Consider the following 12,785-nt stretch of genomic DNA (forward strand, 5'->3'; position numbering starts at 1 on the left):
AAATAACTTTATGAATAAGAAGAAATTTTCGATAAAAGACATACCCGGCTGGGCGGTGATGCTAGTCGTTTTTGGATTTTTATACCTGACCGGTCTACATACCGAGGCTATTGGCCAGGTACAGCGCGTACTACTGGCTACGGGCATCAAAAATGCGGACGTGCCGGAAACATTACAGAACCCAGATGCTACTGCAGTTGTAGATGCGGCTGCAGTAGCCAATTCAGAAATGGCCGGAGCAGGCTTTCAAATGGTAGATCTGCAAGGCAAGCAAATAGCCTTTGAAAGCCTGAAGGGGAAGGTGGTATTCCTGAACATCTGGGCTACCTGGTGCCCGCCTTGTATCGCGGAGATGCCTAACATCCAGAAGCTATATGACAAGGTAGACTCTGATAAAATTGCCTTTGTGATGCTGTCGGTAGATGAAGGCGGCATAGAGAAAGTGAAGAAGTTCGTCGATAAGAAAGACTACACGTTCCCAGTGTACATGCCGGCTAGCCAGTTCCCGCAAGAGTTTTACTCGAATGCCATCCCTACTACTTTTATCATCTCGCCGGAAGGCAAGATTGTAGCCAAGCAGGAAGGTATGGCCGATTACAATACACCTGAAGTGGTGGAGTTCCTGCAGGGGATGGTGAAAAAGTAATGCCTGCAAACCATACGTATAGTTCACTTCTCGTAAACTATACGTATGGCTTGCAACAGGATGCCTTACAAGAGTTATTCTTCCAACCTATAGAATTTAGCTAATCTTACACTTAAACAAGCAAATTATGAAACTGAAACTGATTATGCTGGTGCTGGTGGCTACGCTGGTAGCGCCTATATCCATGGCCCAGGCACAAACAAAGTCACAGGCTAAAAAAACGGAACAAACTTCGCAACGCAAGATTGTATACGATCTGTCGGTAGCTGACACTACCATGCATGCCGGCCTGATAAGACAACTCAACAACATCAAGCGCGGCTGGCCCGATGCACAAATTGAAGTGGTGGTACACGGCAAGGCACTCAACCTCCTGGTTACCGGAAAATCAACCCAAACCAACACCATAAAAGAACTACAGGCCAAAGGAGTAGTTTTTGCCGCTTGCGAGAATACGATGAAAAGAGCTAAAGTAGAAAAGAGCCAACTGCTGCCGAACACACCTACCGTACCCATGGGGATTGGTGAAATCGTAACTAAACAGGAGGAAGGTTGGAGCTATATTAAGTTTTAAACTTAGGCAGTACCTCATAAAAAAAACCCCGTAGTCAATCGATTACGGGGTTTTTATTTGGTGTGCAACTATACTTAGCGTTTGATGGTCACTTCGCCCATATTAGCTGGCATGTCTACTGTCTTCATCTCCTTTAATTGCTGCATGATGAAGTCGGTTAATGGTTGCGCTGTTCTGTTGATGTTTTGCCCCTTGCCTATCTCATCGAAGTTGTGCAATCCGGTGAGTAAGCCGTTGTGCGTGACAACCTTATAGTTTTGAGTGTCATTTATAGGCTGGTTTTTGATTTGGACCTTGCTGATTCGTTGTCCGTCTGGCTTGGTAAGGTCCATTTCATAGCGAATGCCAGCTGTCTGAATAAGACCACCCACCGCTTCCAGTTTGTTAGCCGGCTTTAGGTTTTTGGCTGCCTGCTCCAGTGTCTGCTTTAGTTGCTGACCCGTCATAGTTAAGGTCACAATCCTGGAGGGGTGTGGCAACAGCTTGTATACTTCTTCACTTGTCACAGGACCTGGCTTGATAGAGATACCATAACCCACTCCCGGCATGATGGCCACATCCCCTTTAAATCCTTCAAGCAGCAGATTGCCTACCAGCTTATCAAACGGGCTTTCAGATTTATACTGACGCCCGATAGTTGCCTTGCTTTCCACCACATGTTCTTGCAGCTTATCCAAGTGTGGTTTGCGCTGCTGGTCTATCAACGCCTGCATGGCTGCATCAGGCTGCACCTGCTCGTTCCAAAGCCAATGATGATGCGTTTTCACATCAATCAGTTGTTGGTCCATGACTACTAGTTCTGTTTCGCCCAGAACCGCTGCGTCAGACATCGCCTGCACCACATAGGTCTGCCCTATCTTCTTTCCTGGCTCGAGTATGTCGTGGCTATGGGCGCCTATGATCAAATCTATACCTGCTACTTCACGGGCCATTTTATAATCCACCGCCGTCCCTTCATGCGAAAGCACCACCACTATGTCGGCTTTTTTCCGAAGTTCCGGCACATAAGTTTGTGCGACTTCCTGCCCCACCTTAAAACTGAGTCCTTTCACGTTGTCTGGGTTACCGGTTTTAGGTGTGTTGCGGTAGCCAAGCGCCAGAATCGCCACCTTTACTCCATTCTTTTCTTTGATGATATAAGGCGTTCCGAAAACGGGTTGTTGCGTGTTGTCATCTGTAATATTGGCTGCCCGCATCGGGAAGGCTGCCATTTGCTCCAGTTCCCGCGTGCGCTTCAAACCATAGTCAAAATCATGGTTACCGAGTGCCATCAAATCATAGTTCACGGCATTCATGAAGCGGATCATGGCTTCTCCTTTGGTCAGGTTGCCCAGTTGATCGTCACTAAAGGTATCGCCCCCGTCAACCAGCAACACATTATCAGTACCTTTCTCTTTTCGTACTTTTTTAACAGCGCTGGCCAGATACGCAAAGCCCCCTATCCTGGCTGCTTTATCGAATGTGATAAGCGTGTCACGACCAGCGTCACCGGTTTGGGCAGTAGCATTATCCGTAGTCGTCAGGAAAGGCATGTAAGAGCCGTGCATGTCATTGGTGTGCAAAATGCTGATCGATTTCTGTTCTTTTCCTGTCATTTCGCTTGCAGCCGTTGCTGACGGTTTTGAATTTGTACAGGCGCCGGCAAGTATAAGTGGCGCCATCATAAATGGGATACCGGATCGCATACTTAACTTCATAATATTATAGATTGATTGATGAGTTTTATACAGCCATGAAAGTGCCAAGCAGGTCAGCACGGACAGGTGAGTGATTATCCAGGTATTGCTTCATAGCTTCGATAGCCTTTATACCTGCGTCGGCGCGGTTGGTACCATACGCTGAAGGCACACCCTGCTCCGTCACGAAAGAAGCCTTATAAGTTCGCTGTAAGTCCAGTTCTTCGTCGTTCACGAAAAGCTTTTGGATACGGGTGCCTTTGGGTGCTTCTATTTTTATAAAGGCCCTTAATCCCATACACCGTTTTACAAAGCCACCTTGCTGTGCGTAGGGGTCCGGCGAAAACGTTTTCTCCAGATTCTCTTCCAGCATGTCTTGCAGTTCCTGCCCAGTCAGTTCCACCGTTTGTATAAGCGGATTCATGGGAATGATGTTGTACAGGTCGTTCAGGGTAACAGACCCAGGCACAATAGGCGCTCCGTAACGCCAGCCGTTCGAAAAAGCCAGTTCTGCTTCTGTTGCGTGCAGCATACTTTGCAGCAGGAAATTATCCATGGTAGATTCCAGGATATTATTCCGGTCCAGCACCGTAGCCGTCTCCCCCACTTTCTGGCTTAGCTCTTTTTTGTAAGGCTGAACAGCTTGCTGAACCAGCTCCTGCATGTGAGCGTCGTCAGGTAATTGGGTTGAGACTTCTACCAGCTCATGTTTATATTTGGAGATTTTGCCGTTCTCAATGGTCAAGTCCAGCCTGCCCAGGAAGGAACCATGACAACCGGACTCCATCACAATCGTCTGCCCCTGCCTTACAGCTTCAGAGGTGCGGTAATGGGTGTGGCTACTCAGACAGACATCCACGCCTTCAACTTCTGAAAGCAGCTTCATGTTTTGCGGGAAGCCGAGGTGAGAAATCAGAACAATTAAATCAACCATTTCTTCCTGCCTTAGCTTTTGAATGTAGCCGGGAAGCTCTTCGTTACCCAGTGTAAAGTAAATGCCTTCACTGAAATGGGGTGGCATGGTCTTATCGACGATGTTACAGGCTATCCCAATCACGCCTACTCTTACCCCGTTCACCTCCTGTACCACATAGGGCTTGTATACCAGCTCCTCGGTTTGCTTATCGTAAATGTTGATGGCTAGCATGGGATAGTTCAGCTGCGCTGTGATCTTCTTAAACTGATCCGGACCATAGGCAAATTCCCAATGGGCCGTCATGGCGGCCAGGCCAAGTTCGTTCAACACAGGTACCATCACTTCCCCTTTCGAAGCAACAGCCGGATAGGTGCCATGAAACGTGTCTCCACAATCCAGTGCCAGCACCGCATCCTGGTTTTCATAGCGGAGTTGCTTTAAGTACCCTGCTACTTTAGCGAAGCCCCCTGCTCCACGGTATTTCGTTGTACCACCCTCCCAGAACATCTCCTGGTGTGGCTCCAGGTAGGCATGGGTATCGTTGAGCTGAAGAATGGTGAAGTTCATTTGTTTTTGCATAGTTGAGGAGGTAAGGCTATTCAACTAAGTTTAACTAGCTGTGTCGCCCTTGAGTTTAGTGTTTTAAAATAGACGGGATTAAATACTCCTGCTAATCTGTTAAACCACATAGTAGACTGCCAGCAGAGAACCTGTGGCCACCACCAGCCAAAGTACTACTCCTTGCAGGAATGGCCTGATACTGATGGTTCTGAGCAGCGACATGCTGATGCCTGCACCAGTTAAAAACAAACTGATAACCAAGCCTTTTCTGGCCAGTATGGTCAGCCAATTATACACTTCACTCAGGCCACTCAGAAAAGTGCTGAACAGGGATGCTACCAGGAAGAAGAGTATGAACTTCGGGAAGTTTGCTTTGCCTTCAGACTTAAACAGAAAGCCTGTGATCAGTACCATCGGGAGTATCCACAGCGCCCGTGTAAGTTTAAGCGTAGTGGCAATTTCGAGAGCTTTTTCACCGAACTCCGTGGCAGCCCCAACGACGGAACTGGTATCATGTATGGCAATAGCAGCCCAAATCCCGAACTGTTCCTGTGATAATTGCAGCTGATTGCCAATGAACGGGAAAACAAACAAGGCTAGCGCGTTTAAGATGAACACCACACCCAGTGCTACGGAGATTTCCTTTTCTGATGCTTTGATGGCCGGAGCAACTGCTGCAATGGCGCTTCCCCCACAAATAGCCGTACCCGCCGATATAAGGTGATTCAGCTTTTTCTCCACGCCAAAAAGTTTTGCCAGGAGTAAACCGACTACCATTGTGGCAATAAGTGAGATGGCCGTATAAAAGAAGCCTGTCAAGCCGGTTTCAGCTACCTGATAGAGGTTAATGCCGAAACCCAACCCTACTACTGATGCCTGCAGCGCATACTTGGTTACCTTGCTCAGCCTTGTAGGATAAGGATTACCGAAAACAAGGCCTAATATGATACCTGAGAACAGAGCAAGCGGTGCACTGATCAGGTTAGTTGCTACGATCAGCAACAGTATGAGCCAGAAAAAGCCCAGTTGAATGTATCTTCTACTTGTAATCTCCACGGTTTATTTTGTTTGTATCCCTGCTGATTTGAGCGCGTCAAATCCTACAGTTGCATTATAGATGTGATTGAAATTATGCTCCTTCATGACTGCTGTAGCTTTACTACTTCTGTTCCCGGATTTACAGTACAGCAGGTAGGTGGCAGCTGTATCCAGTTTGGCAATTTCCTGTTCAAAATCCGGCGAAGTGTAGTCTATGTTGACCGCGCCTTCCAGGTGGCCGTCCTGAAACTCAGATGGTGTGCGTACATCCAGCACTACCATGCCCTGATCAGACGCAAGAAGCTGCTTAACTTCGGTTGCATTTAAGTTTACGTTTGTACTACCTGTTTCCTGCCGACAACTGCTAAATCCAAAAAGCAGCAGGAAGGCAATTAGTTTTACTACATAGTTCATAGGCATCGTTCTATTTTTAGCTTTTAACAAGTCGATAGTTTGCAAGTACACACATTGCATCCTGAACCTATGTGACAAATGTCACAGTGAAGCTCATGCGCTTTCGCTTGTTTTGTAAAATATCATCGCAGAACTGAGTTGTAAAACTTAAACACCTGTACTTGAAACACTACTTGCGCATATGGGCCCTTTTGATGTTAATCCTACATCTTTCGACGTTGACCATCATCAGCTTCGTGCCAGGAGACCGTGCGGGATTGTCTATTAAGAAGGTTTGTCTGAGGAAAGAAGCTCAAAAGCAGTTAGTGGCATCGGCTGAGAATGCCATCTATTTAAAGCAACTGCTAAACAAAGCACCGGATAATCAAAACGGGCAGAAAGAAGGGGCTGTTGAAATCCATTGCTCTGTAAAATTGATTAGTACGGCAGCCGCTGATGCCTTTGTGTTTATACCCCTATACCTGGCATACCAAAAATCCGGGTTCAATCAGATAAGCTACTACTCCCCCAGTAAATTTTTGGAGCCTGACCCGCCCCGGCTTAGCTAGATTTTTCCAATTGGATTACTGCCCCGTTCCTTTCGGGGAGTCAACTCTATAGCATGTCGTTTCCTTCCTTTATTCAGAAAACATACCTGCTCGAGAGGATCTGCGCAAGCCTTGCATTGGCATGCAGTAACCTTCCACAACCTTAGATGATGCGATGGCGAGATAAAGCCATACGGCAGGCTTTCCGCCATACGATACTATTATCCTACTTACTCAAATGATATGAAGTTGAATCAACTATCCGCGCTTTCTCTCCTTGTGCTTTTGCTTATGTGGCTAACGAGCGGTAAAAGCTTTGCCCAAAGTCTTCCCCCGCTTACTGCTACAGAAAAGGCTGACTTGCAACAGCACAGAACCTATGCCTTCTTAGCCAAAGAAGAAAGGCATCTAAAAGGTGCTTGGGAGACCTATCAGCAGCTTAAAAACTCTGGTGTACCGGTGCAGCACTTCGAAGTAATTGCCATTGGAAACGCTGTAAAAAACATAACGGCAGAACAGGAATTAGGAAAGTTCATCCAAGAAAAGACAGACGGGGCCTTCCGCGTGACTGTTTGCCAAATTGCGCTGGACAGACACCAGATAGATAAGAAAACCCTGCCAAAAGCTGCGACCGTGATTTCTAACGGTTATATCCGGTTATACCAGCTGCAGGCTAAAGAATACCTTGTTATCCAACCTTAACAACATGAACATGATTAACCTATTTAAAAAGACATTACTCACTGCTCTTCCGCTTGCAGGTATCTGGATGACCTCCTGCCAAACAACGGAGCAGGGAGAAACAACAGCAAACACCAATGGCGTTGAAACCATTACCATCTTACAGACAGCTGACATCCATGGGCAGCTGATGCCCCACCAGGAGATGTTCGTGGAAAACGGGGAGTTTGTGTTTAAAGAGCGTGGCGGTATGGCCCATATCCAGACACTCTTTAAGCAGGTAAAAGCGGAAAACCCGGAAGGCACCGTGATCGTTGACGGCGGTGACCTGATACAGGGTAGCGCCGTGGCCGCTATGTCGGAAGGTGATGCCATTGCTCCTGTCATCAAAGCGATGGACTATGACTTCCTGATTCCAGGCAACTGGGAAGTAATTTTCGGAAGCCAGAAGATGCGCAGCATACTGGCCTCATATGGCAAGCCTGTAGTATGCGCCAACATCTACGATGAGTCTACTTCAGCCATGCTTTACCCCCCTTACATCATTAAAGATATGAAAGGTGTGAAGCTAGGTTTTATCTCCTACAACGACCCGGAAGTGCCTGTACGCCAAAACCCGGTATTCAGCAAAGGCCTTGTTTTTAAAGGGCTAGAGGACAACCTGCAACCGCTTATCAAAGAGCTGAAAGAAGAAAAAGACGTGGACATACTGTTCCTGGTTACGCACCTAGGCATTTCCAAGCAGATATACCTGGCTGATCAGCCTGAGATTGAAGGCGTGGACTTTGTGTTGGGCAACGATACGCACGAGAGAATCAGAAAGCCGCTGAAGCGCAAGTATGCACAGGTAGTAGAGCCGGGCGGATTCGGTTCCTTCGTTGGTCGTCTGGACCTACAGGTGAAAGACGGTAAAATAGTAGACCAGAACTACGAACTGATTGATGTAGACCCAAAGAAATATCCGGCAGACCCAATCGTGCAAAAAATAGTGGACGAGCAGATGGCCCCCTACAAAGAGCAGATGGAAAGAGTGCTGGGCTATACCACGGAACCGCTCTACCGTTACTTAGTGGTGGAAAATGCCCTGGACAACATGATCACCGACGCGGTTCGCTGGAAGACGGGTACTGACATTGCCATTTCAAATGGCTTCCGTTTCGGAACGCCGATCGTACCGGATGCATCTGGTAAAGCACCTATTACCTATAGCGACATCTGGAACATGCTGCCTGTGAATGAGAACGTGAAAACAGGAAAGGCTACCGGCCAGCAAATAAAAGACTGGATGGAGCAGGAACTGCACAATGTGTTTGCGGAAAAGCCCCTGGAGCGCTTCGGGGGTTGGGTTATCCGTTTCTCAGGGATGGAACTTACCTTTAAAGCCAATGCCCCTAAAGGAGAGCGCGTGCAGTCTATTACGGTAGGTGGCAAACCCCTCGACCTGAAGAAAGAATACACTATGGCTGCCTGCCGCAGAACCGGTGAGCCTGACCATGTGCTGTGCCGCATGCCGAACGCTAAAGATCCAAAAGTACTGGATTATACGGTGCACGATGTGATGGAAGAGTACCTGAAAAAGAATGGTACGGTATCTCCTAAAATTGACGGAAGAGCCAAGGTGCTTGACCTGGAATCGCCTGTGCTGTCGCAGTTGCCAAACGTGGACTACGTTTTCAGATAAGCAAATAGTTTAGTGTGTTTGTTAGAGCAGGGAGCTGATGCTTCCTGCTCTTTTTTTTGGTGAAAATTCACCAAAAAACTACTGTCTATGTGACATTTATCACATATTATGATACGGCTATACGATAGCTTGTACTGATATTCACCTTATTTAATTCATCATGGAAAAAGATCAGGAGCAAGACTTTGGAAGCCTATTGGTAAGGTTTACCGGTTTGATAGGGTTAAGCACCATAGCAACAATTTTGCTGGTAGTTATAGTAGTAGCTTTACGTGCTACCACCGTTCATACTTTACTACCAGACCTGACACAGGTTTTCTCGGATAGTACAACAGATGCTCCTGCTGTTCCTGAAGCTGAAGAAGAAATGTGGAGGGCCCCTGACCTGGCGACATTGCCTGCTACCCCTGAGGGAGATCTAATACGCTACGGGAATGAACTGGTAAAGAACACCGCTCAGTACCTTGGCCCGGATGGCAGTGTGCTACACATATCCAACGGACTAAATTGCCAAAATTGCCACTTGGATGCAGGAACAAAACCCTTTGGGAATAATTATTCATTAGTTGCCTCCACCTATCCGAAGGTTCGGGCCCGGTCCGGGGTGGAAGAGGATGTGACGAAGCGTGTAGCTGACTGCTTTGAGCGGAGTCTGAACGGAACTGCACCTGCTCAAGACTCTAGAGAAATGAAGGCCATGGTTGCTTACATCCAATGGGTTGGAAAGGATGTAAGGAAGGGAGAAAAAGTAAAGGGATCTGGCTTGATAGAGATAGAGATGCTGGATCGCCCGGCCAGCCCGGAATTGGGCAAGGCAATATACATACAGAAGTGTCAGGTATGCCACGGCGTGGAAGGCGAGGGTATGAAGCCAGAAGGAAGTGCTGTTTATACGTATCCTCCGCTTTGGGGACAAAACAGTTACAACGATGGAGCCGGCTTATACCGTATCTCCAATTTTGCCAAGTATGTAAAGGCTAACATGCCATTAGGAGCAACGTATGACAACCCCCAACTAACCGATGAGGAAGCTTGGGACGTGGCTGCTTTTGTAAATTCGCTGCCCCGACCAAAGAAAGACATCAGCAAAGACTGGCCTGATATTTCAAAAAAACCTTTTGATCATCCCTTTGGTCCTTATACAGACAGCTTTAGTGAAGAACAGCATAAATATGGCCCCTTTCAGCCAAATATTACATCACAAGGAAAGTAAAGCAGGGCAAAAAGCTAAAAATTAAGACAGCAAACAGAAACTAACGTCTAAGTTTCATACCACTGATAAACGTCTCTACAAACCTAACTACCTTTGCCGTAAAGCGCTCAGCAATTGGCTTACGATCCAGTAGTTTCGGTTTAGCGGGCAGCATGTCCAGCACCTCATCTCGTAGTGGTGCACGTTCGGTGAAAAGGCAGTTGCCCATTATGGCTTGCTACTTCATGTGGTCTAGCTTTTACTCGGCAGCCATGAACCGGGAATGGTTAGGGAGGCAGGAGGCATTAGCTGTACTCTCGATGAGAATGCCAGGAAATCGTAATAAAATTACTGCTCAGGAGATGATTTTACATAATTTGGATAAAAATTCATAGCATGAACTCGACTTAACTAAGTATGCTCTCTATAATGATAACGTTAAGTGTTATGTTTAGCCTGAGTAAATAAAGCAGAAGGTATTGAGTGATCGAGAGTATCAACTGCAAAAAAAATTGTGATTGTGGATAAATAATTTTACAACCTAAGCAGATGGTAAAGTACAATACCTTCAACACGGTTGCTCAATGTTAGATTTGTTTCCCTGTTGTTACCCACTTCTGCAACTTCACCTACAAAATACTGGAAAACAACATATTACACCCAACCTTTGATTCCCCTACGGACTACTTGAAAGCCGCTTCGGATAAAACTGAAGCGGCTTTTTTTATTTCACTTCGGGCATTATTCGGACGCCAAAGCAGACTCCTCACTACTACAGAGTCACTAGAATTCTAAGCTGTTAGGGAGCATGTGGGAACAGGCTACGGTAAGTGCATCGCCCCTCCAGCTGTCCTTTGCTTATTGAAGAAAACCTGGTCTCTACTGAGAATCTTTGGCGACATACGATGACATACCCTCAGTTATATGTTTCACTTACGCATCTCATAAAACAGATAAAATGTTTTTATTAATGAGACAGCAAAGTGAGTCCACAGGCGCACCATTTACACAGAAGTCAGCCTGAACCTTAGTATTGGTTGTTATTTGGGACGTTTAGTCAACTTATTTCCAGGCGAGTCAAATTCGTAAATCCGCTATCCGGAGGCGAAATTCACTTAGCGCAACGCCCAGGACCTTCCGTACATTCCGGCTAAAAAATACTGGCTGGAAAAATGTAGCGTATCAGTGTTATAAAGGAAATACTCAATTAGAAGTAATATCTTTCGAGATTACGGTAAGCTTTTAACCAATGGGCTACAATACCACAGGAGAAAGCTGAAGGTAGCACATGAGCTGCCAGTTTCAAGACAGTTCATGTGCTGTTGTCTACAGGCCTTGCTCGTCGGCACTTGGTCCGTAGCTACCCGGGATAGGAATGTTCAGTAACCGCAGGTACAAGCCAAGTTGCGCCCTGTGATGAATTGTTTGCGCCAGCGCATGGCGGATGGTTTCATACTTCGATAGGGTCATGTACACAACCGTACTGTTACGCAAGGTCCAGGGCTCTTCCAGTTGCTCTTCTGTCGCCTGCTCCAAATCTGCTTTGGCCTTTGCCAGATTTTTCTTGAACAGCGTTAAGAGCCCTTCTGTGTTATTTACATTCCCAGGATTGTAAGGGCTGGCAGCAAAGTCGAGCTCATCGGTTGTAACAGCTAAGGTTACCCATGTGGGCAAATCGGCAATGTGCAGTGCAAGGTCCTTTACAGGCATGCTTTTGGGATGAGGCCGCCAATCGTATTTGTCGTCTGGTACGATAACCAGCATTTTGCGGGTTTTCTGCCCTTCTTCCTCGATTTCCTTCAGAAGCTTTTCGATGAGTTTCATAGGTTCATTATATTGGTTTAGACAGAGTAATATTACTAAATGAATTAGCGAATGCCAATGCATTTAGCTTATATTGTTTATTTAGTAAGCTGTGTCATTAAGTAAAAGGAGTGCTGCATCTGCTACCCTTGGCATCATCATGGCAACTTTTGCATTGCCACCTGGCAGAGGCCTCTTTTCATCTCCAAATTCGGGGGAATTCTGAGATAGCATAAAATAAATTAGGCCAAGACAGGTTGGATCTACCGCTCCTCCACCACCTTCAGGTACTTACTCACTGACACTAAATCTTGAGAATAAAGTTCGATAATTCCAACCTACGGACTTCTTCAACATAAAAAAGCCGCTCCACATTAAATGGAGCGACCCTCTTGGTTCGATAATTTTACCTTTGAGTTGATTTTCCCTATTGTGCCGCTTAGTATCGCACTTCTTCAATCACATCACCACATCAGCTTATTTGATTTTCAGCGAATCATTTATAGAATACTGACTTTTGCCTTCTTCAAAACACTTACCTCAAGATTACTCCTTTTCGAAAATCTTCTTCCGGTGGTTGAGTCCCCACCCTTTCAGAGCCTCAATGATTGGCGTTAAAGTATCTGCGTAGGGTTCCGGTTTATACAGGATCTTCACAGGGTAATCGTCTATCACCACCCGCTTGATCAGCTGATGCTGTTCAAGGTCCTTTAATTCTTTAGCCAGCACCTTCGGAGTGATCCCCGGAATACTCTCCTGTATATCGGTGAACCGCTCATTGCCCGTCATCACCGAAATGATGATGGGCAGCTTCCATTTGCCATTTATCACCTCAATTGCATCCCGCACCGGCTTTACTGTATCCAGGCAGGACAGGTATCCCATTTTATTAGCCATAACTCTTCCATTTTAAATTATTTCACTTTCCTTTGGGAAAGCACTATACAAAGGAAAGTGATTAGTTGTAATTTTGCAACACCTGACAAAGATTAAAATTTACAAGGCAGGAGATTGTAGTTGCAGGTCCTCAAGAACGATTGGCAGTTGCTATAATGAATACGGATACAGATGCTCGC

13 protein-coding genes are annotated in these 12,785 nt (G+C 46.3%); 6 read left to right on the plus strand and 7 right to left on the minus strand.

Annotated features, from left to right (window positions below):
* The first annotated feature begins 10 nt into the window (after positions 1-10).
* Both AC4QZR_RS07335 and AC4QZR_RS07340 read left to right on the plus strand, forming a co-directional pair.
* Positions 11-646 carry a TlpA family protein disulfide reductase gene (locus AC4QZR_RS07335; RefSeq protein WP_494480307.1) on the plus strand — a complete coding sequence of 212 codons (636 nt, stop codon included), beginning with the start codon at positions 11-13 and terminating at the stop codon, positions 644-646.
* A 127-nt stretch (positions 647-773) separates the two neighbouring features.
* On the plus strand, positions 774-1,220 hold the full coding sequence (locus AC4QZR_RS07340) for a DsrE family protein (protein ID WP_494480308.1): 447 nt from the start codon (positions 774-776) through the stop codon (positions 1,218-1,220).
* Positions 1,221-1,294: 74 nt separating this feature from the next.
* On the opposite strand, the gene AC4QZR_RS07345 is transcribed toward AC4QZR_RS07340, so the two are convergent.
* From AC4QZR_RS07345 to AC4QZR_RS07360, 4 genes are all read right to left on the minus strand, one after another.
* Positions 1,295-2,815, minus strand: a complete 1,521-nt coding sequence (locus tag AC4QZR_RS07345; protein WP_494480309.1) for a bifunctional metallophosphatase/5'-nucleotidase — start codon at positions 2,813-2,815, stop codon at positions 1,295-1,297.
* 127 nt (positions 2,816-2,942) lie between these two features.
* Positions 2,943-4,391 (minus strand): bifunctional metallophosphatase/5'-nucleotidase, encoded by a 1,449-nt coding sequence (locus tag AC4QZR_RS07350; RefSeq protein ID WP_494480310.1) that lies wholly within the window; start codon positions 4,389-4,391, stop codon positions 2,943-2,945.
* Between the two features lie 99 nt (positions 4,392-4,490).
* The gene (locus tag AC4QZR_RS07355) at positions 4,491-5,429 is read right to left on the minus strand and encodes a YeiH family protein (RefSeq protein WP_494480311.1); all 939 of its coding nucleotides are present in this window, start codon (positions 5,427-5,429) and stop codon (positions 4,491-4,493) included.
* A 3-nt stretch (positions 5,430-5,432) separates the two neighbouring features.
* Positions 5,433-5,825, minus strand: a complete 393-nt coding sequence (locus tag AC4QZR_RS07360; protein ID WP_494480312.1) for a rhodanese-like domain-containing protein — start codon at positions 5,823-5,825, stop codon at positions 5,433-5,435.
* A 161-nt stretch (positions 5,826-5,986) separates the two neighbouring features.
* Between AC4QZR_RS07360 and AC4QZR_RS07365 the strand changes: the two genes are divergently transcribed.
* From AC4QZR_RS07365 to AC4QZR_RS07380, 4 genes are all read left to right on the plus strand, one after another.
* A complete protein-coding gene (locus AC4QZR_RS07365; protein WP_494480313.1) occupies positions 5,987-6,373 on the plus strand; it encodes a hypothetical protein in 387 nt (128 codons plus the stop codon).
* Between the two features lie 222 nt (positions 6,374-6,595).
* A complete protein-coding gene (locus AC4QZR_RS07370) occupies positions 6,596-7,054 on the plus strand; it encodes a DsrE family protein (RefSeq protein ID WP_494480314.1) in 459 nt (152 codons plus the stop codon).
* 4 nt (positions 7,055-7,058) lie between these two features.
* The gene (locus AC4QZR_RS07375; RefSeq protein WP_494480315.1) at positions 7,059-8,714 is read left to right on the plus strand and encodes a bifunctional metallophosphatase/5'-nucleotidase; all 1,656 of its coding nucleotides are present in this window, start codon (positions 7,059-7,061) and stop codon (positions 8,712-8,714) included.
* 160 nt (positions 8,715-8,874) lie between these two features.
* A complete protein-coding gene (locus AC4QZR_RS07380) occupies positions 8,875-9,927 on the plus strand; it encodes a c-type cytochrome (protein ID WP_494480316.1) in 1,053 nt (350 codons plus the stop codon).
* Between the two features lie 40 nt (positions 9,928-9,967).
* On the opposite strand, the gene AC4QZR_RS07385 is transcribed toward AC4QZR_RS07380, so the two are convergent.
* The 3 genes from AC4QZR_RS07385 to AC4QZR_RS07395 all read right to left on the minus strand — a co-directional run bounded on the left by AC4QZR_RS07385 (position 9,968) and on the right by AC4QZR_RS07395 (position 12,606).
* Positions 9,968-10,135 (minus strand): hypothetical protein, encoded by a 168-nt coding sequence (locus tag AC4QZR_RS07385; RefSeq protein ID WP_494480317.1) that lies wholly within the window; start codon positions 10,133-10,135, stop codon positions 9,968-9,970.
* Between the two features lie 1,097 nt (positions 10,136-11,232).
* On the minus strand, positions 11,233-11,730 hold the full coding sequence (locus tag AC4QZR_RS07390) for a DinB family protein (protein ID WP_494480318.1): 498 nt from the start codon (positions 11,728-11,730) through the stop codon (positions 11,233-11,235).
* A 525-nt stretch (positions 11,731-12,255) separates the two neighbouring features.
* Positions 12,256-12,606, minus strand: a complete 351-nt coding sequence (locus AC4QZR_RS07395) for a winged helix-turn-helix transcriptional regulator (RefSeq protein ID WP_494480319.1) — start codon at positions 12,604-12,606, stop codon at positions 12,256-12,258.
* Positions 12,607-12,785: the final 179 nt, after the last annotated feature.

This window comes from Pontibacter sp. YIM B11418 (genome assembly GCF_059278805.1).

What these genes read in the sequence shown, in the direction of transcription:
- AC4QZR_RS07335 (WP_494480307.1), top strand. Translation starts at nt 11, where the DNA reads ATGAATAAGAAGAAATTTTCGATAAAAGACATACCCGGCTGGGCGGTG.
- AC4QZR_RS07340 (WP_494480308.1), top strand. Translation starts at nt 774, where the DNA reads ATGAAACTGAAACTGATTATGCTGGTGCTGGTGGCTACGCTGGTAGCG.
- AC4QZR_RS07345 (WP_494480309.1), bottom strand. Translation starts at nt 2,815, where the DNA reads ATGACAGGAAAAGAACAGAAATCGATCAGCATTTTGCACACCAATGAC.
- AC4QZR_RS07350 (WP_494480310.1), bottom strand. Translation starts at nt 4,391, where the DNA reads ATGCAAAAACAAATGAACTTCACCATTCTTCAGCTCAACGATACCCAT.
- AC4QZR_RS07360 (WP_494480312.1), bottom strand. Translation starts at nt 5,825, where the DNA reads ATGAACTATGTAGTAAAACTAATTGCCTTCCTGCTGCTTTTTGGATTT.
- AC4QZR_RS07370 (WP_494480314.1), top strand. Translation starts at nt 6,596, where the DNA reads ATGAAGTTGAATCAACTATCCGCGCTTTCTCTCCTTGTGCTTTTGCTT.
- AC4QZR_RS07375 (WP_494480315.1), top strand. Translation starts at nt 7,059, where the DNA reads ATGAACATGATTAACCTATTTAAAAAGACATTACTCACTGCTCTTCCG.
- AC4QZR_RS07380 (WP_494480316.1), top strand. Translation starts at nt 8,875, where the DNA reads ATGGAAAAAGATCAGGAGCAAGACTTTGGAAGCCTATTGGTAAGGTTT.
- AC4QZR_RS07385 (WP_494480317.1), bottom strand. Translation starts at nt 10,135, where the DNA reads ATGGGCAACTGCCTTTTCACCGAACGTGCACCACTACGAGATGAGGTG.
- AC4QZR_RS07390 (WP_494480318.1), bottom strand. Translation starts at nt 11,730, where the DNA reads ATGAAACTCATCGAAAAGCTTCTGAAGGAAATCGAGGAAGAAGGGCAG.
- AC4QZR_RS07395 (WP_494480319.1), bottom strand. Translation starts at nt 12,606, where the DNA reads ATGGCTAATAAAATGGGATACCTGTCCTGCCTGGATACAGTAAAGCCG.